At 42.2% G+C, this 22,259-nt stretch carries 15 protein-coding genes and 3 tRNA genes; 14 read left to right on the forward strand and 4 right to left on the reverse strand.

Going from position 1 to position 22,259, the window contains the following annotated elements; genetic code table 11:
* Positions 1–29: 29 nt before the first annotated feature.
* The 5 genes from uvrC (at position 30) to HBH39_RS06105 (ending at position 2,919) form a co-directional block, all read left to right on the forward strand.
* The gene (gene uvrC / locus HBH39_RS06085) at positions 30–1,862 is read left to right on the forward strand and encodes an excinuclease ABC subunit UvrC (RefSeq protein ID WP_167676529.1); all 1,833 of its coding nucleotides are present in this window, start codon (positions 30–32) and stop codon (positions 1,860–1,862) included.
* 44 nt (positions 1,863–1,906) lie between these two features.
* Complete coding sequence (gene pgsA / locus HBH39_RS06090) at positions 1,907–2,455, forward strand: CDP-diacylglycerol--glycerol-3-phosphate 3-phosphatidyltransferase (protein ID WP_167676531.1); 549 nt, start codon at positions 1,907–1,909, stop codon at positions 2,453–2,455.
* A gap of 157 nt (positions 2,456–2,612) precedes the next feature.
* Positions 2,613–2,688 (forward strand) — tRNA-Gly (locus HBH39_RS06095).
* Between the two features lie 19 nt (positions 2,689–2,707).
* A tRNA-Cys gene (locus tag HBH39_RS06100) sits at positions 2,708–2,781 on the forward strand.
* A gap of 52 nt (positions 2,782–2,833) precedes the next feature.
* Positions 2,834–2,919, forward strand: a tRNA-Leu gene (locus HBH39_RS06105).
* A 494-nt stretch (positions 2,920–3,413) separates the two neighbouring features.
* Here the strand turns inward: HBH39_RS06105 and panP are convergent.
* Both panP and HBH39_RS06115 read right to left on the reverse strand, forming a co-directional pair.
* Positions 3,414–5,054, reverse strand: coding sequence for a pyridoxal-dependent aspartate 1-decarboxylase PanP (gene panP / locus HBH39_RS06110; RefSeq protein ID WP_167676550.1), 1,641 nt, complete (start codon positions 5,052–5,054; stop codon positions 3,414–3,416).
* Positions 5,055–5,296: 242 nt separating this feature from the next.
* Positions 5,297–6,442 carry a glycerate kinase gene (locus HBH39_RS06115; protein ID WP_167676552.1) on the reverse strand — a complete coding sequence of 382 codons (1,146 nt, stop codon included), beginning with the start codon at positions 6,440–6,442 and terminating at the stop codon, positions 5,297–5,299.
* Positions 6,443–6,916: 474 nt separating this feature from the next.
* Between HBH39_RS06115 and HBH39_RS06120 the strand changes: the two genes are divergently transcribed.
* Both HBH39_RS06120 and HBH39_RS06125 read left to right on the forward strand, forming a co-directional pair.
* Positions 6,917–8,881 carry a BCCT family transporter gene (locus HBH39_RS06120; protein WP_167676554.1) on the forward strand — a complete coding sequence of 655 codons (1,965 nt, stop codon included), beginning with the start codon at positions 6,917–6,919 and terminating at the stop codon, positions 8,879–8,881.
* Between the two features lie 102 nt (positions 8,882–8,983).
* Entirely contained in the window at positions 8,984–9,337 is a 354-nt protein-coding gene (locus tag HBH39_RS06125) for a YajD family HNH nuclease (RefSeq protein WP_167676556.1), read from the forward strand.
* Positions 9,338–9,516: 179 nt separating this feature from the next.
* Here the strand turns inward: HBH39_RS06125 and HBH39_RS06130 are convergent, their stop codons facing one another.
* Complete coding sequence (locus HBH39_RS06130; protein WP_167676558.1) at positions 9,517–9,747, reverse strand: DUF1289 domain-containing protein; 231 nt, start codon at positions 9,745–9,747, stop codon at positions 9,517–9,519.
* 97 nt (positions 9,748–9,844) lie between these two features.
* On the opposite strand from HBH39_RS06130, the gene HBH39_RS06135 reads away from it, so the two are divergent.
* From HBH39_RS06135 to HBH39_RS06160, 6 genes are all read left to right on the forward strand, one after another.
* Positions 9,845–11,122 carry a methyltransferase gene (locus HBH39_RS06135; RefSeq protein WP_167676560.1) on the forward strand — a complete coding sequence of 426 codons (1,278 nt, stop codon included), beginning with the start codon at positions 9,845–9,847 and terminating at the stop codon, positions 11,120–11,122.
* A 339-nt stretch (positions 11,123–11,461) separates the two neighbouring features.
* Complete coding sequence (locus HBH39_RS06140; RefSeq protein ID WP_167679992.1) at positions 11,462–12,511, forward strand: 3-oxoacyl-ACP synthase III; 1,050 nt, start codon at positions 11,462–11,464, stop codon at positions 12,509–12,511.
* A 46-nt stretch (positions 12,512–12,557) separates the two neighbouring features.
* Complete coding sequence (locus HBH39_RS06145) at positions 12,558–13,454, forward strand: alpha/beta fold hydrolase (protein WP_167676562.1); 897 nt, start codon at positions 12,558–12,560, stop codon at positions 13,452–13,454.
* A gap of 98 nt (positions 13,455–13,552) precedes the next feature.
* On the forward strand, positions 13,553–15,250 hold the full coding sequence (oleC, locus tag HBH39_RS06150; RefSeq protein WP_167676564.1) for an olefin beta-lactone synthetase: 1,698 nt from the start codon (positions 13,553–13,555) through the stop codon (positions 15,248–15,250).
* The gene (oleD, locus tag HBH39_RS06155) at positions 15,250–16,299 is read left to right on the forward strand and encodes a 2-alkyl-3-oxoalkanoate reductase (protein ID WP_167676565.1); all 1,050 of its coding nucleotides are present in this window, start codon (positions 15,250–15,252) and stop codon (positions 16,297–16,299) included. The genes oleC and oleD overlap by 1 nt, the downstream gene beginning before the upstream one ends.
* Positions 16,300–16,546: 247 nt before the next feature.
* Entirely contained in the window at positions 16,547–17,731 is a 1,185-nt protein-coding gene (locus HBH39_RS06160; protein ID WP_167676566.1) for a trans-sulfuration enzyme family protein, read from the forward strand.
* Between the two features lie 79 nt (positions 17,732–17,810).
* Here HBH39_RS06160 and HBH39_RS06165 read toward each other — a convergent pair whose 3' ends face one another.
* The gene (locus HBH39_RS06165) at positions 17,811–18,596 is read right to left on the reverse strand and encodes a tRNA (adenine(22)-N(1))-methyltransferase (RefSeq protein ID WP_167676567.1); all 786 of its coding nucleotides are present in this window, start codon (positions 18,594–18,596) and stop codon (positions 17,811–17,813) included.
* 232 nt (positions 18,597–18,828) lie between these two features.
* Between HBH39_RS06165 and HBH39_RS06170 the strand changes: the two genes are divergently transcribed.
* A complete protein-coding gene (locus HBH39_RS06170; RefSeq protein WP_167676568.1) occupies positions 18,829–22,053 on the forward strand; it encodes a DEAD/DEAH box helicase in 3,225 nt (1,074 codons plus the stop codon).
* Positions 22,054–22,259: the final 206 nt, after the last annotated feature.

Below are 22,259 nucleotides of genomic sequence, written 5' to 3' on the forward strand. Positions count from 1 at the left end.
GCCTGTGGTAATGCTAGGCTGTTATTTCTATGACTCAAGGGTTTCAATCAAAACCATTTCTTAAAACCCTCACTTCATCACCCGGTGTTTATCGTATGTATGATAAACACAATGAAGTGATTTATGTGGGCAAAGCAAAAGACTTAAAAAAGCGTTTAAGTTCTTATTTTCGGGCAAATTTGCCTAATGTTAAAACTCAAGCGCTAGTTGCCAATATTGAACACATTGATGTGACACTGACCCACAGTGAAACCGATGCGCTGATCTTAGAAAATGATTACATCAAGCAGTACATGCCAAAATACAATGTACTGCTGCGTGATGATAAATCTTATCCCTATATATTGTTAAGTCAGCATAAACACCCTAGGTTGGCATATCATCGCGGCGCGAAACGGGAAAAAGGTCATTACTTTGGGCCTTACCCTAATGGCGGTGCTGTGCGTGAAAGCTTAAACTTGATGCAAAAGTTGTTTCCTATCCGCCAGTGTGAAGATGTGTATTACAAGTCACGCTCACGACCTTGCCTGCAATATCAAATTGGCCGTTGTTGCGCACCATGCGTCGATTTAGTCTCTGAAACTGACTATCGAGAGCAAGTAAAACTCGCCACCTTGTTTTTACGGGGAAAAGACCAGCAAGTTATTGCAACCTTGGTCGCTAAAATGGAACAAGCCGCAATAGATATGCACTATGAACAGGCGGCATTGTTTCGTGATCAAATAACGGCGCTGCGTAAAGTGAGCGAGCAGCAAGAAGTATCTAACAGCAAAGGCGATATGGATGTCATTGGCGTGGATTACGCCTCAGGTATTGCTTGTTTTCATTTATTATTTATTCGTGAAGGCAAAATTTTTGGTAGCCGAAGTTATTATCCGACTATTCCTGCCGCGACAGAATTAGACGAAGTCTTGAGTGCATTTTTAGCGCAATTTTATCTAAATCAAGATGTGCAGCGCACCATTCCTAAAGAAGTTATCATAAGTCATGAGTTTGGTGGCATGAATGCCACGGCTCATGCCATTGAACAAGCACTGCAAAAGAAATTTAGCCTTAAAACCCAAGTTCGTGGTGAAAGAGCAAGCTTTTTACGTTTAGCCGTAACCAATGCTGCCAATGCGGTTGCGACCAAATTGGCCCATAAAAATACCATTGACCAGCGCTTTAGTTTGCTTGAAGAGGCACTAGAGTTAACCTTTCCTATTAAACGTATGGAGTGCTTTGATATTAGCCATACGATGGGAGAAAGTACGGTGGCATCATGTGTGGTCTTTAATCGCGAAGGCCCGCATAAAGCTGATTATCGGCGTTATAACATTAATGACATTACTGGTGGCGATGACTATGCTGCAATGGATCAAGCGATTAGGCGTCGATTTGATAAAATTGATGACAATGGCAAGGTGCCAGATATTGTGTTTATTGATGGCGGTTTAGGGCAGCTGCGAATTGCTCAACAAATTGTCGATGACAAATGTGCTAAATTAGCAAGGCCGCCATTATTAATAGGTGTCACTAAAGGCGAAGGGCGTAAAGCTGGCTTAGAAACCTTCGTGATTGGTGGTTCTGAAGAGACCATCGATATCGCTAGTGATTCACCAGCGTTTCATTTAATTTTACATATTCGAGATGAGTCCCATCGCTTTGCCATTACTGGCCATCGTAATAAACGTCAAAAAACGCGTAATACATCGACCTTAGAATCCATAGCGGGTGTTGGACCGAAAAGACGCAAAGCTTTGTTGCAACATTTAGGTGGTTTACAAGAAGTAAAAAGCGCCAGTGTGGCAGAATTAGCAAAAGTGCCAGGAATTAGCCTAGAAATGGCACAAACGATCCATGATTCATTGCGAGGGGGCTAAAATTAAGGCAAGATTGGCGCAGCTTCTGGATTATTGGTTTATTTATGCCGTTTAACTTACCTATTGCATTAACACTTTTTAGATTAGTGTTGCTGCCTGTATTTGTTTTCTTTTTCTATCTTCCTTATACGTGGGCGCCATTTACGGCCGCGTTTATATTCTGGCTCGCAGCGGTAACCGATGCCCTTGATGGTTATGCGGCAAGAAAGTTAGGTCAATCAACTCGCTTTGGGGCATTTTTAGATCCTGTTGCCGATAAAGTCATGGTGTCCACTGCCTTGGTGTTATTGGTGCAGCAAAACGATAATATCTATTTAACCCTAGCGGCGTTATTTATGATTGGTCGTGAAATTGTCATTTCAGCGTTGCGTGAGTGGATGGCTGAAATCGGCAAACGAGGGGTGGTTGCGGTTTCTTGGATAGGTAAATATAAGACTGCAGCCCAGATGATTGCGATTATCGGATTAATTTGGAAACCTACACCGTTACTGACAGATGTGGCATATGCGCTATTCTATGTAGCGGCCTTGCTGACGTTTTGGTCGATGTTCAGTTATATTTCTGCGGCTTGGAAAGATTTAATTGAGGAATAGCACATAAATAGATCAATAAGATTATTAAGTGTGCAAACAAATCATTTTAGTAAAAAAGGCAATTGACACCGGTGATGAAATCGGTAGAATGCACCCCCGTAGACAAGACATCAACGACACGAAGCATTAGCGGAAAGTTGAACATGAAATGATACAGGCGACATTAGCTCAGTTGGTAGAGCGATACCTTGCCAAGGTATAGGTCATCGGTTCGAACCCGATATGTCGCTCCAAATCATTAGTTTACATTGTGGCGCGATGGCAGAATGGCTATGCTGCGGATTGCAAATCCGTCGACCTCGGTTCGACTCCGGGTCGCGCCTCCACTAAATTGCGTTTAATGGCTTGCTTTAATAGCAGCGGTTAAAACAACACTTTGCCCGAGTGGTGGAATCGGTAGACACAAGGGATTTAAAATCCCTCGCTGAATAAGCGTGCCAGTTCAAGTCTGGCCTCGGGTACCATTATTAAGCTTGCTTGCAAGTGATGGATAAACAAGCCTCAACGATAAGTTGGGGCTTTTTTATGTCTGAAATTTAACGATACAAAATCCCTCGCACTCTTGATAAAAGCAAGCGTGCCAGTTCAAGTCTGGCCTCGGGTACCATTTTAAGCTTTCTTGCAAGTGATGGATAAAAAAGCCTCGACATTAGTCGGGGCTTTTTTATTTATGAAATTTAACGATACAAAATCCCTCGCACTCTTGATAAAAGCAAGCGTGCCAGTTCAAGTCTGGCCTCGGGTACCATTTTAAGCTTGCTTGCAAGTGATGGATAAACAAGCCTCAACGATAAGTTGGGGCTTTTTTATGTCTGAAATTTAACGATACAAAATCCCTCGCACTCTTGATAAAAGCAGGTGAGCCAGTTCAAGTCTGGCCTCGGGTTATTGTTTGGCATAAAAAAGCCTTAACAATCTGTTAAGGCTTAGATTTACTCGCTTAGATTTTGCTTACAAATTACAGTTCGATTAACAGCGGGTAATATTCGCTATCTAATTGGGCTATTTGAGCTTGCTCGTTCAAGACCTCAGCCAATATTTCATGACTGGTTAATGGATTGGCTAGCACGACTCTAAATACGGTTGTGGGCTGTCTTTGGTATTTTGCAGGGCGAATGCGGGTGCGAGATACAAATGACTTACCTTGTTCACGTTGATGTTTTTGAATAAATTGGGTTAGGCCATCTAATAGCCCATTAATTTTAGTGACCAATTCAACCTGATTATCGGCAATCGCTTGATTAAGTTTCAATTGCACTGATTGGGGTACATAACGGTAAGTCAGTAAACAAAGCTCTGGGTAGGTGACTAACTCAAACTCTTGATGTTGCTCAATCAGATCTGCAAAATAGCGTGCTTTTTCTAAACTGTTGTTAATCAGAATTTCATAGCCTTCACGACCAATAATTTGCAAACAAGCATGTACCAGCATTGCCATGCCTGGACGCGAACCTTCTAAGGTTTGACTGCCTAAATCTTTAGAGCCCACGCGCAAAATATATTCAGCATGATGCGCAATAGTATGTGCAAGCTCTGGATCTTTAAATAGCACCATGCCTGCACCCATAGGCACATACATTTGTTTATGGGCATCAATAGTGACCGAGTCTGCTAATTCGATCCCTGTTAATAAGTGACGGTACTTATTCGATAACAGGCTTGCTCCACCCCATGCAGCATCAACATGAAAATGGCAATCTAACTCTTGGGCAAGTTGTGCGAGTTCTGTTAAAGGATCAATGTTGCCTGTTTCAGTGGTACCTGCAACCCCAACAATGGCCATCACCTTAATGTTGTTCTTTGCGAGTTTTTGAGCTGCTTGACGCATGGCAGCAACATCCACTTTGTTGTTCGCGTCTGTCGCAATGCTAATGATGTTGTCTCGACCAATACTGAGTAAATCAGCCGATTTACCTAATGAATAATGGCCTCGTTCTGACACTAAAATAGCTAGGTCATCGTATCCATAATGACGCAGTGCTTTTAACATGCCCTCACGGCCCACGCCTTTAAAGTCACCATCAGCTTTTAATACTCGGTTACGTGCAATCCACAATGCAGTGATATTAGCGACTGTGCCACCAGAACAAAATGCGCCTAATGAGTGATTAGCGCTGTGCATCCATTGTTGGTAGAAGTGGTCGTTTTGGTTGTAAATAAGGTGATGCATCATGCCAAGTACTTGGCGTTCTAGCGGAGTAAAGGCTTTAGATGTTTCAATTTTAACCAAATTTTGATTAAGCCCAACCATCATTTTAGACAGCGGCAAAACAAAGTAGGGCAGTGCTGAGGTCATATGACCGATAAAACTGGGCGCTGAAGTATGTACCGAATGGGCGACCAAGTTTTGCATAATTTCATCGGTATAATCAGACACAAACCTTGGCATACTTGGAATTTGAAATGCTTGAAAGTCAGTTTCGATTTCGCTTAAAGGCTTTTCTAATGCCGCAATACTGTTACCTAAAAAACCCGCTAAATCTTCAGAAAGTTTTTGCTCAATAATACTTAACGTTGAACTTGCATCTTCTGGCACAGTGAAAATGCGCAATAAACTTTGCTCTGATGCATCTGCATGGCGGATTGGTTTCGAGGTCATTTAGGCTTGCCGTAATTAAGTTAAATTCGCCCTATGAGTACTGATAAATACACTAAAAGTAAAGTCGCACCCACTGGCAAAAATGAGGGTGCTAACTTTACTTTATGGCTTGGTTCGCATCAAGTTTTTATCGTGATTGCCGTTGGGTATCTTGAGTCGATTGTTATCGCTGACTGCTGACATCAAAAGCTGTCACCGTTTGAGGCTTTAGTTCATCAAGACAAGGTCATCTGCACACCTTATCACAGCTTGAGCTTAATAAGTCTGGCTACATTCACGGAGGTATTGATTAAGTTTGTCGTGGCATGGGCTAAAACTTCATCAAGACTTGCCACTCCTGGAATGATTGGAAATATGGCCGTCATACCTTGCTCTACAATGGCATCAGCATTGTCACCTAAACTACCCGCGATACCAATGGTTGGCACATTATAATGTTGCGCAACTTGTAACACTCCCATAGGGGTTTTTCCAAATACGGTTTGGCCATCAATTCTGCCTTCGCCTGTGATCACCAAATCGGCCTGCTGGCAATATTTTTCTAGCCCAACAGTTTTAATGACTAATTCGATGCCTGGGCGTAATTGCCCCTGTAAAAATGTCATGACGCCAAACCCCATGCCGCCCGCAGCGCCTGCACCAGCTGACTTGGATACATCTTGCTTAAGCTCTTGGGTGACGATATGGGAAAAGTGTGAAAGGGCAATATCTAGCTGTTCGACCATATCGGCTGTCGCACCTTTTTGTGGGCCAAAAATCGCTGATGCGCCGCGTGGGCCGCATAGTGGATTATCAACATCGCAAGCGACTTCAAAATGGCAATCTTTAATGGCGGGGTGAGCATGACTGGTATCGATGGTGGCAAGTTCACTTAAACCCGCACCGCCGGCTTTGATTGATTCCCCGCTAGCGGTTAACAATTTTATCCCCAAAGCCTGAGCCATTCCGGTGCCAGCATCATTTGTTGCGCTGCCGCCTAAGCCTAAAATGATATGCTTTATACCACGATCTAGCGCATGCTTGATCAGTTCACCTGTGCCAAAACTGCTAGTTACTAGTGGATTACGTTGGTCTCTAGGTACAAGGTGTAATCCAGAAGCGGCCGCCATTTCAATTACCGCCGTGGCGGGTTTGTTAGCGACACTGCCTAAAATGCCATAAAAAGCATTCACCTTTGAGCCTAAAGGATCGCTGACCTCTACAGAAATAATTTCCCCTTCAGTGGCATCAACCATGGCTTGAACTGTACCTTCACCGCCATCAGCCATTGGTACTTTGTCATATTGCGCATCTGGAAACACTTGCTTAAAGCCTTGTTCTATTGCTTGTGCAACTTGCAGTGCCGTTAAGCTTTCTTTAAATGAATCAGGTGCGATAACAATCTTCATAAGCGCGAATTTCCTAGTTAAAGGTTATAAAGTGAACTGCTTGACGATAAATTTAGTCTATTGTTATCAATCCAATTTGTACATTATTACTCGGAAATCAATTTGATATTTATTCATCATCAAGATGTTTGCCAAGCTTGATGTCAGTATTATTTGAATGGCTGGTTTGATATTTCCCGAATATCCTTGCTCGCTTTCATTCTCTGCAACTCAACTAAAACAAATATGTTTGTAAATTACTTTGGTTACTTGTGATGATAACGTTCTATTGCTACATGCTGGTTGTTGGGTTGTGTTTATTATTTTGAGGTATGACTTGTATTTGTTTCACATTTTGTAGTGAATTTACCTTGCTTTGCTTATAACAGTTAATGCACTAATTATTTGTGTTAGACTTATTTGTTCATCTTATGATGTATTGAATTTAATCAATTTATGTCATATGCATTTGTTGTCAAAATAATGGGAGACATTATGTCGATTAAGACAAGTATCAACCCACCAGTGTTTTATTCCTCTGTTATCCTTATTATATTAATGGTTTTCTTGTGCGCCGTATGGCCTGCAGAAGCAAGTCACTTTTTTAAGGCAGTGCAAAACAGCTTAGAAGCTCAAGCTGGTTGGTTTTATATCCTTGGTGTAGCAATATTTCTAATTTTTATCATCTTTGTCATGGTTAGCCGCTTTGGCGATATTAAGCTTGGGCCAGATCATGCTGTGCCTGACTACAGCTATAAAAGCTGGATCGCGATGCTGTTTTCCGCTGGGATGGGTATAGGTTTAATGTTTTTTGGGGTAGCAGAGCCTGTGATGCATTATCTTGCCCCACCCGATGCGACGCCTGAAACTATCCAAGCAGCAACAGATGCTATGAAGATTACCTTCTTCCATTGGGGGATCCATGCATGGGCGATTTATGCGGTAGTGGCATTATCACTCGCTTATTTTGCTTATCGTCACAAGCTGCCATTGCTTCCTCGCTCTGCGCTTTACCCTTTAATTGGTGAGAAAATTTATGGTCCACTGGGGCATATTGTGGATACTTTTGCGGTGTTAGGTACCATGTTTGGTGTGGCCACCTCATTAGGGTTCGGCGTGCTGCAGGTTAACTCTGGCCTGAGTTACCTTATTACGGATTTGCCCAATAATGTTACCGTACAGGTAATATTAATTGCGGTAATTACTGCCATTGCCACCTTGTCAGTATTCTCTGGTTTAGATAAAGGAGTTAAACGCCTTAGTGAGTTAAACCTTGGCTTAGCCTTATTTTTGTTAGTGGCCGTTTTACTGCTTGGGCCAACCGTTGCTTTATTGCAAGCTTTTGTGCAAAACACCGGTGGTTATTTAAGTGATATTGTCGGTAAAACCTTTAATCTTTATGCCTACCAACAGAAAGAAGATTGGATTGGGGGCTGGACATTACTTTATTGGGGCTGGTGGATATCTTGGTCACCATTTGTGGGTACCTTTATTGCGCGTGTCAGCCGTGGCCGTACGATCCGTGAATTTTTAATCGGTGTGTTATTTGTGCCTTCAAGCATCACATTTTTGTGGATGACGGTATTTGGTAACTCTGCGATTGATGAAATAAGAAACCAAGGCGCGACTTATTTAGCTGATGCGGTTTCAAGCGATGTCTCTATTGCGTTATTCAAGTTCTTTGAACATCTGCCTTTTGCTAATGTGCTCTCTATTATTGCAGTGTGCTTAGTGGTGACTTTCTTTGTTACTTCGTCTGACTCTGGCTCATTAGTGATTGATAATTTGACCTCAGGAGGTGATAGCAATGCACCGGTTTGGCAACGTATTTTCTGGGCGGTATTGCAAGGGGTGGTTGCGTCAGTACTATTGATAGCAGGTGGCTTACAAGCCTTACAAACTGCAGCAATTGCGAGTGCAATGCCATTTTTAATTGTCATGTTATTAATGTGTTTAGGGTTATTTAAGGCACTGCAAGACGATTGGCTCAAAATTAATAGTGTCCAATCTCATAACACCAGTGTGCAGTATGCTAAAGCCAATATGACGTGGCAAGATAGGTTAGATGTGTTGGTGTCGCAGCCAAGCCGTGATGACGCGCAGTACTTTATTGATAATATTGCATATCCTGCGTTAACAGAGGTTCGTAATACCCTAGTCGCGAAAGGGCAGGTGGCCGATATAATCTTTAAAGATGAAAGGGTGCGGCTGGTAGTTGGCCCAGATGATCCACTTTCGTTTGTTTATGGACTGCGTTTAAGAGCCTTTATGATGTCGGGTACTACAGAAGAAAATACTGAAAACGAGCAGGAATATTATCGTGTTGAAGTATTTTTAGAACATGGCGGACAGCAATATGATGTGATGGGTTATACCCAAGAGCAGATCACCGCAGACATTGTTACTCAATATGAACGCTATTTACATTACTTACATCTATCCCATGCTGAGTTAATTTAAACCGATAGATCCATTAAAGGCGTTTTGAAAGCTGAAAACTATTGCCCCAAGTGATATCCCTGATATCCTTGGGGTAATTTTTTTGGGTGTTTGGAAACGAAAATGGCCGGTGAAAGTAAATTAGACAAGGTGTTGGCAGAAGCCAGAGATTACAAAGCCAAACGTGAGAAAGGCTATCGGGAGCAAGCGTTAAAGCTATACCCTTGGGTTTGTGGGCGTTGTACCCGCGAGTTTACCCATAAAAATTTAAGTGAGTTAACGGTACATCACCGTGATCATAATCATGATAATAATCCATCCGATGGCAGTAATTGGGAATTGTTATGCTTGTATTGTCACGATAACGAGCATTCACGTTTTGAAGAACTCATTCGTTATGGCAGCACCACTGAAGTGAAACAAGACGTGGCAACCTATAATCCGTTTGCGGATCTGAAAGCCATGATGAAAAAATAGCGCTGTGATGACTTAATGACAAAGCGACAATTGTTTACATCAGCATCATTTAAAGCCAGCACTGCTGGCTTTAAATTTATATAAGGCTAATTTAAATTGCGATATAGCTGAGGGGGTTAATCTGCATTCCACTGGCTGTTTAACCCTTAAATGGGTCACGTTATTTAACGTGTGCAGGGTTAGTTGCTATTGATTTTTGACTCCGCGGCTAACCATTTATCCCGTGAAAGTGTTTGGCTGTTTTTATCGCCGACAAATTGTTGTTTTCTGGCTGCGAGTTTGTCAACAATACACTGTTTTTGCTCATTGGTTGCGCTTGACCAGATGACAATTTCATCAAGGTGACGGTAACATCCCATACAGTAATCATCCTCATTTAATCCGCAGCGTGCGACACATGGCGATTGCATATCCTTAAACCCTTGGCTATTAAAAACGCTAAGATATTATCATGGGGTTAGCTTAAATGTTAGAATCCCAGTCATTAGACTATGCCAGCCTTGTTAAATGATGCCGCAGCTTGATTACTCAATCCAATTTAATGCACTAACTGAACTGCTCAAATTAACCCAACCTTTGTGGCAAGTGGTCGCATTTGATTGTCATGATTTACCTTGGCAGGAGGATTTCCCACGTCTAGCAGAGCGAGTTTGGCAAATAGATGATGCCAATCTTGATGCCATCGACAGTGATCAAACCTTATTGGTTGGTCATTTACTGAGTGCATTACAGGCCGATCTAACGGGGTTGGGACAAAGCTCGCAGTTGCCTTTACTTCATTGGTTAACGTCCGGTTCAGATAAAGCAATCTTTACCAAGTCAAACTTGAATCTATCTATCGCGACAAGTGAATTAAGTCATTTTAGTGCTCATATTAAAGGCCGCAAATGGCAACAGATTGTTGCTTTTACCGAGCAAGTATTTAGTCAGCCAACCATATACCCTGTATTAGAGTGGTGTGCCGGCAAAGGTCATCTTGGTCGCTTAATTGCTAAAACTCAACAATGCCAAGTGACCAGTTTAGAATGGCAGCAAGCTTTGTGTGATGATGGGCAAGCGTTTGCTCAGCAATGGCAACTTGAGCAGCAGTTTATTTGTGCCGATGCTTTTGCGGCGATTGATGTAACGGATAGCGCTAGCCCAATTAAAACCAAGCAGCATGCCGTTGCCCTGCATGCCTGCGGTGACTTACATGTGCGATTACTTGATTTAGCCGCTAAGGCCAATACTCAGGCGATCTCTATTTCACCCTGTTGTTACCACCTCATTCACGCCAAGTATTATCAGCCGCTATCAAGGCTAGCTCAGCAAGCGCAGCTCAGCTTGTCGCGTCATGATTTACAATTACCATTGCAGCAAAGTGTTATTGCAAGTAAAAAGCAAAATGCACTTCGTATTCAGGAGGTTGCTTGGCGTTTAGGTTTTGATAGTTTGCAGCGTGATATTCGCAAAATTGATCAATATTTACCTGTGCCTACCTTAAAGCAAAGTCAGCTATCTGGGTCGTTTAGCGATTTTTGTCATTGGGCGGCAAAGCAAAAAGGTTTAGTAATAGCCAATCATATTGATATTGAAAGCTACTTAGTTATTGGCAAGCAAAGACAGCGCCTCACTCAACGAATTGACCTCGTTCGGCATGTATTTCGTAGTGTGCTTGAGCAATGGCTGGTGCTTGATCGAGTGTGCTTTTTGACTGAGCAAAATTACCATGTGACTTTGAGCAAATTTTGCCCAAGCAGTATTACCCCAAGAAATATACTGATTGATGCAAAGAAAACCATATAAGACTAAATATTTATATTAAGCTATTGTTTAGACTATTCTATTTTACAAATTTCTGATTAATTCAGTTATCTAGCACAAAATGTGTCCTGCAAAATTTAACAATTAAATGCACATACAGGTGCACAAATTGCGGTTTTTGATTGAAGTTTTGGGCCATTCTTGTTCAAATGTCGGGTTAATAGTGAATTACAACAAATCAATCCGCTAATATTCAAGAATCATCAAAGCATCGCAGACCAAAATCAGCGAAACACAGGGCCGACAGGCATTAAAATAGCGTGTGCTTTGATAGAGAATCTTCAGTTTATCGTGGTGTTGAACAAAGCGAAAAATGGTTTAATGAAATACTCACGCGTGTTTATCAATAGTCTAGCTTATGAGTTAGCGCCTCAAATTGTCTCAAGCCTTGATCTCGAATCTCGTCTTGCGCCTTTGTATCAAAAATTCCGCATTCCAATGGGACAATTAGCGGCGTTAACAGGGATAACCGAACGTCGCTGGTGGCCTAAAGGCTATCGTTTGTCTGATGGTGCGATTGCTGCTGCAAACAAAGCGGTGCATGAAACAGGGATCAATGTTCAAGATCTTGGTGCTGTAGTGTATACCGGTGTTTGTCGTGATCAGCATGAACCCGCAACGGCTTGTCGTATCGCAGCGCAATTGGGTGTGTCAAAAGACACTGCAATTTATGATATTAGTAACGCCTGTTTAGGGGTGCTGTCAGGTATTTTAGATATTGCAAACCGAATTGAGCTTGGGCAAATTAAAGCCGGTATGGTGGTGTCTTGTGAATCTGCTCGTGACATTGTTGAAGCCACAATCGATCACATGCTTGCTGAGCCAACAATGCAAAACTTTGCCCAATCGCTTGCCACCTTAACAGGCGGTTCTGGCGCAATAGCTGTGATTTTAACTGATGGCTCGTTACCGCTTAAAAATACGCGTCAACACCAACTTCTTGGTGCCAGCCACTTGTCTGCGCCAGAGCATCACAACCTTTGTGAGTGGGGCTTACAAGAAGCGGGTCATATGCTTTACCGCGAGTTTATGCGCACCGATGCCGTTGCGTTGCTGAAAGAAGGTGTTGAGTTAGCCAAGCACACTTGGGATCACTTCCTGGAACAGCGTGATTGGGTGGTAGAGCAGGTTGATAAAGTGATATGTCATCAAGTTGGCGCATCTAATCGTAAGCAAGTGCTAACTGCGTTAAATATTCCCCAAGAAAAAGAATACCCAACCTATCAAACCTTAGGCAACATGGGAACGGTGTCGTTACCCGTAACAGCCGCTATTGCTCACGATGAAGGCTTTTTACGTCAAGGCGATCAAGTCAGCTTTTTGGGCATAGGTAGCGGGTTAAATTGCATGATGTTAGGGATTAAATGGTAATCCCTTACTCGTTGAAAATAATAAAACTAATTCAATAGGAAGCATCATGACAACACACGCTGAACAGTTAAAGGCGTTATTGCCGTTTCAAAGCCATTTTTTAAATCGTAATGGCAATCAATTGCACTATATCAATGAAGGCGAAGGTGAGCCGGTTGTGATGGTGCATGGTAATCCAAGCTGGAGTTACTACTACCGCAATTTAGTTTCGGCATTAAGTAGTCAGCATCAATGTATTGTGCCGGATCACATAGGTTGTGGTATCTCTGATAAACCGAACGATCCAGATTACGATTACACCCTAAAAAACCGAATTGATGACTTAGAAGCCTTATTAGATAGCCTTGGGGTAATCGAAAACATTACCCTAGTGTGTCATGATTGGGGGGGGATGATCGGCACAGGTTTTGCGGCCAGACACCCACAGCGCATTAAACGTTTAGTGTATTTAAATACAGCGGCGTTTCATTTGCCTGATACCAAGCCGTTTCCTTGGGCGCTATGGATTTGCCGTGAAACCTTATTAGGCACCTTGTTAGTGCGTGGTTTGAATGCGTTTTCTTCTGCTGCCTCTTATGTTGGCGTAAAGCGCAAGCCAATGGATAAAGCGGTACGAGAAGCGTATGTTGCTCCATTTAATTCGTGGAAAAACCGCATATCTACTTTGCGGTTTGTGCAAGATATTCCATTGAAGGCCGGTGATCGTAATTATGACTTAGTGACAGAGATTGGTGACAGTTTAAAGCAGTTTGCTAATGTTCCAACCCTGATTTGTTTTGGTTTACAAGACTTTGTATTTGATAAGCACTTTTTAGCCGAGTGGCGTGAGCGCATGCCACATGCACAAGTGCATGAGTTTGCCGATTGCGGTCACTATATTTTAGAAGATGCAAGTGATGAAGTGATTGGACTTATCCAACAGTTTATTGAAACAAATAAATAACTGATACTGTTTGTTCATAAAGGCTCTTAGGAGCCTTTTTTGTTATAAATTATCGTTTAACTTAATATATTGATTATTCTCGAACAGAGTAGCCTTTTATGACGCAAACCAGCAATAATGCCAATCTTTGTCAACACTTAGCCAATGCCGCATTGCATAGTCCAGACTTGCTTGCCGTTGCAGTGCAGCAAGCTAAAAGTGACAGTTACCAATATCAAGAGTTAACCTTTGCCCAGTTGCATCAACAATCAGATAGACTTGCCTATACCCTTAATGCTGTCGGCATTGTAAAAGGCATGAAAGCAGTCTTAATGGTGACGCCTAGCCTTGAGTTTTTTAGTTTAACTTTTGCGTTATTTAAAGCTGGTATTATTCCCATTTTAGTTGACCCTGGCATGGGGGTTAAAAACCTCAAGCAGTGTTTTATTGAATCTGAACCTGATGTATTTATTGGGATCCCTAAGGCACATGTCGCCCGCAGACTTTTAGGTTGGGGGCGAGGCAGCGTAAAACATGTTATCAATGTTGGTGGCGGTGTCGTGCAGCGCTGGCTAGCGGGTTGCCACAGTATTGATCAATTACTTGCCCAGCATCCACAATTTGACCGTGTAGCTTACCCCATGGAAAAACTCGCTGACGATCAAATGGCAGCGATTCTGTTTACCAGCGGCAGTACCGGAGTTCCTAAAGGCGTGGTGTATAGCCATAAAATGTTCGAAGCGCAAATAAGTGCATTAAAAGACGATTACGGCATTCAAGTTGGCGAGCGAGATTTAGCGACCTTTCCGCTGTTTTCGTTATTTGGCCCCGCCTTGGGCATGGCATCTATTGTGCCAGATATGGATGCCAGCAAGCCTATTACAGCCAATCCCAAACACTTATTTGCTGCTATCGAGCAATATCAATGCAGTAATATGTTTGTCAATCCGGCCTTGTTAGAACGTTTGGGACAGGCTGGTGAGCAAACTCAGCATAAGTTAGTTTCGATAAAACGGGTGATTTCTGCCGGTGCACCAGCCACCATTTCATCAATAAAACGCTTTAGTCAGATGTTAAATGATGATGTTGAAGTACTTAACTCCTATGGCGCGACAGAGTCATTGCCGATCAGTAAAATTGGCAGCAGCGCATTATTTAGTACCACTGAACATACTGATAATGGCGGCGGTATTTGCGTTGGTAAAGCAATTGAAGGGGTTGATATCAGTATTATCGACATTACTGAACAGGCGATTACATCTTGGGATGACGCCTTGCAGCTTACTCCGAACCAGATAGGTGAGATAGTGGTAAAAGGCCCGATGGTCAGCCAGCAATATTACCAGCGTCCTGATGCAACTAGGGTATCTAAAATTGCTGATACACAAGCTAATACGATGCGACACCGTATGGGGGATGTGGGTTATTTAGATGATCATGGCTTATTGTGGATGTGTGGTCGTAAAGCACATCGAGTGGATGCAACTCATCCCGCCCCTTTGCCACAACGCTATTTTTCAATCCCTTGTGAGCGGGTGTTTAATACTCATCCACAAGTTAAGCGTTCAGCATTAGTGGCAGTGACGGTCAATCATCAAGTGGTGCCTTTATTGTGTGTTGAACTTGATAAAGCGCTGGTGTGTTCAACATCTAAAGCGCTTTATCAACAGTTACTGAATATAGCCCAAAAGCATGAGCATACCCAAGGGATAAGCCGATTTTTAATTCACCCTGATTTTCCGGTAGATGTGAGGCACAACGCCAAAATCTTCCGTGAAAAGCTGGCGGTTTGGGCACAAAAAACGTGGAAAGAATAATGAATCAACTATCAAAATTGCCACAACAAGAGCAGCAAGCGCTTACTGCCTTAGCTGCTAAAGTGAATAAAGTGTTTGTAACGGGGGCTGGTGGCTTTCTCGGGTTTGCGATTTGTCAGCGTTTAATTGCCGCAGGTATTCAAGTGGTGGGTTTTGCGAGGGGCGAATATCCTAAGCTTAACGAGATAGGTGTTGACACCATTCAAGGTGATATTGCCAATTTAACTCAGGTTATTAAAGCGATGCAGGGCTGTGACTTAGTGTTTCATGTTGCTTCAAAAGCTGGCGTATGGGGCAGTAAGCAAAGTTATTATTCGCCTAACCTTAATGGCGCCAATAATATTATTCAGGCTTGTAAAACCCTTGAGATCAATGCATTAGTGTATACCAGTACTCCTAGTGTCACCTTTGCTGGTGAAGATGAAAATGGCATTAATGAGTTAGCGCCTTATGCCAATAAATACCTGAACTATTATGGTGAATCAAAGGCATTAGCTGAGCAGGCCATGCTTGCAGCAAACAGCCCTGCATTAAAAACCACCGCATTAAGACCTCACTTGATTTGGGGTCCCAATGATCCTCATCTAGTGCCGCGCGTCATTGAGCGCGCTCAAGCAGGCCGCTTAAAATTGGTGGGCAAGCAAGACAAATTAGTTGACACCATTTATGTCGATAATGCTGCTTATGCACATATTTTGGCTGGGCTAGATTTAGTTTCTGTGGGTAAATCTGCTGGAAAAGCGTATTTTTTAAGTAATGATGAGCCCATTACTATGGCAAACATGCTCAATAAAATTCTGGCTTGCGTTGATTTACCGCCAGTCACTAAACGGGTTCCTGCCGCCGTAGCTTATGCCGTTGGCGCAACCTTAGAAACGATTTACAGTGCGCTGAATATCACTCGCGAGCCTATCATGACTCGGTTTGTGGCTAGACAACTTTCCACCAGTCACTACTTTGATATAGCCGCAGCCAAACAAGATTTGGGCTATCAGCCATTGGTTTCTATTGATGAGGGGATGAAGCGGTTACGTGAATCTTTAAGCTAACATTATGAATTTATTCAGTTAGTATTAAAATGTTTTAGCAATACCATAAAGCCTTAATGATGCATGTAACATTGTTTTTACATGCGTGATTGAGGTTTTTTATTTTATCTGCCTTGGTAATCTTTTCAACTGAGTTATCTTGATTGCAATTTCAATGCTAATTCCCGTTCCAACAAATTATTCATCAGCTTTGGGATAGCACCTACCACGACAACAATAACGCTAATCAGTAGGCTAGGAGATCAAGATGCAAGAGAGCAAGCACGCTACATGGAATAAGGCGACCTTAGCGATACATGGTGGACATCAACGAGAAGCTTTTGGGGCTTTAGTTACTCCGTTATATCAAAGTGCCACATTTGTATTTGAAACCGCAGAGCAAGGCGGAGCCAGATTTGCGGGTGATGAAGCTGGTTATATTTACACGCGTTTAGGTAACCCAACCACTTCAGAACTCGAGCGAAAAATGGCCTTATTAGAAGGCGCTGAAGATGCGGCAGCTTGTGCTTCTGGCATGGCTGCAGTATCAAGCGCTTTGTTAACTCACTTGCAAGCTGGCGATCATCTTGTGGCATCCAAAGCCGTTTATGGTTGCACCTATGCGTTAATGACTCATCAATTATCACGCTTGGGCATTGAAACCACCTTGGTCGATTTTGCAGATCTAGCCGCAGTGGAAGCCGCAATTACCAGCAAAACTAAAGTATTGTTTTGTGAAACGCCGGTTAATCCCAACCTTGATGTGTTCGATTTAGCGGGGATTGCTCAAATTGCAAAACGGCATCAGTTAATCTCAATTGTTGATAACACCTTTATGACGCCGTTATTGCAGCAGCCTTTAGCGATGGGGATTGATATGGTGATCCACAGCGCAACAAAATACCTAAACGGGCATGGTGATGTGATTGCCGGTATTGTGTGCGGCAGTGCTGAGCATTTGCATCGGCTTAAGTATGAGATTTTAAAAGATTTTGGTGGGGTAATTTCACCTCATGATGCATGGTTAATTTTACGAGGTTTAAAAACCTTAGATGTGCGGTTAACCCGTCATTGTGACAATGCCGAAGCCATCGCATTGTATTTAGAGAAGCATCCCGCTTTTGGTAAAGTCTTTTATCCGGGTTTACGTCAGCATCCGGGGCATAAGTTTATTGGTAGCCAAATGAAACGAGGCGGTGGCGTGATCGCCTTTGAGCTAAAAGGCGACAAACAAGACGCCATTAATTTTGTCAATCGCTTGGCTCTTTTTACCATTGCGGTCAGTTTAGGGGATGCAGAATCGTTAATTCAACACCCTGCATCTATGACTCATTCACCTTATACTCCAGATGCAAGATTAGCTGCAGGCATAACCGATAACTTACTACGGATTTCAGTGGGTCTTGAAAACGTTGAAGACTTGATTTTTGATATCGAGCAAGCTTTAAGCTGAGTTGAATTTGCATCTTGTTGCCCTTCAGTTGAACATGATTCCATTGAAGGGTGATTGACGCGCCGATGCATCAATAGGCTTAATCACTTTCAGACAAGTTTTTTGCTACGGCGCTATAAGCCATGATTGCCAACTCAACCTCATTATCCATAATGGCTTGTTTCGACCGCTGGCGATAATGGTTTAAGGTTTTGTTGATATAGCCTTGAACAACTTCAGCCTGTTGTGTTGTTTGTGCTTGCCATATTTTCTCGCCCACAGGACTGACGGTTGCAGTTGCTAAACCCATTAAGGCAGCTTTAGGTTGGTATCTAACCTTGAGAATTTCATAATATCGCTGATTGTCTTTAATCAGTTTTTCATCAAGATAAATAAACGCGTATTGTGCCAACATTTGGCGCAATTTAAATTGATGATGCACTGGGCATAACAAAAAATCGACCGCTATATTGGGGTTTGAGTTTATGATAGCTTCAACCATCACTTTCATTAGATCTCCGCCTACGCCGGCAATAATAATCAGTTGCTTAATGTCGGCTTCATCAATGCAATCCGAATTAGGAGCATCTTTTTCGCTGGGCTTATTGGCATTAGCGAATTGATCAATGGGTAAGGTTGCCACATCGATACAATGCACTGACCAATTGTAGGTTTGTTGAGCGTCGAGCGGAAAAAACAGCTGCAACTTTTGGGTTAACTGCTGCATTAATGGCGCAACAATATCCACAAAGTGAATATGTTTTGCTGAATTGCGTTTAAGTAATTCAGCCCCTAAAAAACCATGATCGCAACAGCAATCCCAAATATGGGTATAAGGTTGTTCGACCATATCGGCAAGGCTAGTTAAACGGTGACTCATTTTCATGGCTAAATTTCTGCAGTCAATTTGTAACGCTCAATGATTTAATCATCAGGTCATGATTCAGATAATCAAAAACGAGAAAGTAAAAGGCAGCGATTGTAGCGACAAATTAACCGTTAAACTAGTCACCTTAAATGCCGATTTTGCTAGATATTAGCGGGCGACTCCCATAAAATGGCAAGTTAACTTTTTTGCTACTGTGTCAGTTTTTTTGTAGCACACTTGGATGTAATTGATGTCGGCTAAACTCTTTAATCTCCCAATCAAATTATCCCATGAATTAATCGGAAAGCTTTTTTCGGCAACCCAAATTCAGAAGGCTCAAAATTACCTGATCCAAGGCCGTGTTCTTCAGGTCACGGCTAGCCATGATAATCACGATATTGAAGCTTATACTCAAGGCGCGATAGAAGAACCATACCGTCAAGATATCAGCTTAGTGAATGTTAATCATAAAGTGATTATGCGTTCCTATTGTACATGTCCGGTTCGCCGAGATTGTAAGCATGTGGCCGCCGCATTGTTGGCTCTAATTGACAATAAGCCAGTTGAAGAGCAACGAGTGGCGCAATGGCTGTCGCAACTAGACAAATTAGATACTATCCAGCCTGTTATTAATGATGAATATGCTGAACCAAACCGGATAATTTATTGTTTATCTAGCGATCCGCATGGGGTTTATGTTGAGCTTAAAAACAGCAAGTTAAATAAAAAAGGCACTTATAATCGTGGCAGCAAATTAATCATTAATGATTTACGTCTGCATTTACCTTGGTGGATAAGCCCCGAAGATAAACAGCTTATCGGCTTGCTTTTTGCTAACAATTTACAAGGCAATAAAATCTATCTTGAAGGTGAAATTGGTTATATTGCCTTAATGAAAATGCTTGATGCTGAAGTGGCTTTTTGGGAAGAAAATCGTTTTCCTCTCAAATTATCACAAGCCATAAAACCCGAGTTTATATGGGCTGAAATGGACAAAAATCATCGTCAAATGCAAATGGTGATGCCCGGTTTGGACAACTGGGAATTTATTGCCACCGAGCCAGCACTTTATATCGAGCTAGATTATTTACAACTTGGTAAAATTGACACTGAGTTATCGGCTGAGCGCTTACAGTTATTGCAAAAAATGCCACCGGTAAATAAAAGTCAATTAGATAAAATTAGCCATGCATTACTTCTACATTTTCCATCAAAAGTGGTGCCTATCCCTACCGAGATTGAATTTCAAGAAATTAGCCAGCAATTAAACACTCGGCTAACTTTTTGTTTAGTTGACCGAGCCGATAGCCCAGCCTTTTTGCAGCCAGCAATTAAAGTTGAACACTGTTACGGTGAGATTAAATTTGCCGCAAGCGAACAGTTTGAACACATCAGCTTACTGAAAAAGGGCAATGTGCAATATCAGATTCACCGCCAAGCAGAGCAAGAGCAACACAATATGGCTCAGTTGCGTGAACTGGGTTTACAGGCACTATCTGTAGATATATTACCGCCAAGCCTAGATAAGCAGTACTTTGTTTCAATAGGGTTGCTACCTGAGGCCATTATTGATTGGTCAGCATTATCATCACAGCGTATTGATGAGTTAACCGAATTAGGTTTTGATGTACACTTTGCCAGCGATTTTGACCTTAACATTGTTGATGCTCAGCTAGATGTTGATTTAGTGGATGAGGATGAATCAGGTTGGTTTTCTTTGTCATTAAACGCTGATATCGATGGTCAGCGGATTTCGTTGTTGGCATTGGTTGCGCGTTGGTTGCAACAGCATGGTGAACCAGACGATGAACAAGAGTTGCTTTTGCCAAGTGATAATGGTCGATTTATTAAAATTAAAGCTAAATCCATCAAGCCATTAATTTCAATTATTCAAGAGTTGTTTCATCGTCATAGTAGTGATGAACTGCAAATTCCACGCAGCCGTGCTCATTTACTGAATGATTTGTCAGAAAGCGAAGTAAGATTGCTCAATGGCGAGCGCGTGCGGCTATTAGCTAGTAAGTTAGCCAGCTTTAATGGGGTGCAACCGATAGACTTGCCTAATGATCTGAATGCAACATTGCGTGACTACCAAAAGCAGGGCTTTGATTGGTTGTGCTTTTTAAAAGAATATCAATTAGGCGGCATTTTGGCTGATGATATGGGACTGGGTAAAACCGTTCAGGCATTAGCTTTTTTACTGCATGTAAAACAACAAACGTTACCCGCAAAGCGAAAACCGAGTTTAATTATTTGCCCAACCAGCTTAGTGGGCAATTGGCAAAAAGAGGCCGAGAAATTTACCCCAGATTTAAACCTCATCGTTATTCACGGTAATCAGCGTCATCAATGGCTTGCTGAGCTGGATCAATATGATGTGATTGTCACCACGTATCCGCTGATCATTCGAGATGAAGATATCTATCATGAGCATGTGTTTGAGCATATTATTTTGGATGAAGCTCAGCAGATTAAAAATGCTCAAGCTAAAGCGACTCAGGTGATCAAAACCCTTAAAGGCCACTTTAGATTGTGTTTATCGGGTACGCCATTAGAAAATCATTTGGGTGAGTTAAAGTCGTTAATGGACTTTTGTTTACCCGGCTTATTAGGGCAGCAGACCTATTTTAATAAAGAGTTTCGCACCCCAATTGAAAAGCAGGCTGATATTGAAAAATCTCGCTTGTTAACTCAGCGTATTTCGCCATTTATGCTTCGCCGTACTAAAACTCAAGTGGTTGCTGAGTTGCCAGAAAAAACTGAAATTGTTCAGTCGTTAGAGCTTGAAAAAGACCAACGAAATTTATATGAATCAATTCGTTTAGTGATGGAGAAAAAGCTACGCGAGTTGTTTGCTAAAAAAGGCGTGTCTAGCAGTCATATAGAGTTTTTAGATGCTTTATTAAAGCTTCGTCAGGCCTGCTGTGATCCTCGTTTAGTTAAATTAGAGCAAGCGCAAAAAGTGACCGACAACGCCAAGTTAAATTGGTTAGTGCAAAACTTGCCTGAAATGATTGAAGAAGGACGTAAAATTTTGATCTTTAGTCAGTTTACTTCGATGCTGAGCTTGATTGAGCAAGAGTTAACTGCTTTAGATATTCCTTATAGTTTACTGACGGGAAAAACCCTGCAGCGTCAGCAGCAAATTGATGCTTTCCAAGATGGCGACAATCCAGTGTTTTTAATTAGTTTGAAAGCCGGTGGTACAGGGCTTAATTTAACGGCTGCAGACACGGTTATTCACTATGATCCATGGTGGAACCCCGCCGCTGAGCGCCAAGCCACTGATCGTGCTTATCGAATAGGTCAAGAAAACCCAGTTTTTGTCTATAAGTTAATTGCGCAAGGGACGGTTGAAGAGAAGATTCAAGCCATGCAGCAGCATAAGCAAGGCCTTGCCGATAATATCTTATCCGATGGCACGCAGGGGCCGTGGAAGGGCAGTGCAGAAGACTTATTAGCGCTTCTTAGATAGGTGATACATTGTAGTCAGCACTTGTCAAAACCTGCATTTTGCGGGTTTTGCTTTATTTGGCAGAAAAATGGGATTAGTTTTGCCCTGAAAGAGAAAAGTCAACCAAGTGGGCCGCAAGGTTGACTCTATCTAACTAAACACATTTATAACAATTTAGGTAAAATCCTTTTGCCTAAATTTAAACCACAAGATAATTCATTTGTTAA

The organism is Shewanella aestuarii (assembly GCF_011765625.1).
In the GTDB taxonomy this organism is placed as follows: Bacteria; Pseudomonadota; Gammaproteobacteria; order Enterobacterales; family Shewanellaceae; genus Shewanella; species Shewanella aestuarii_A.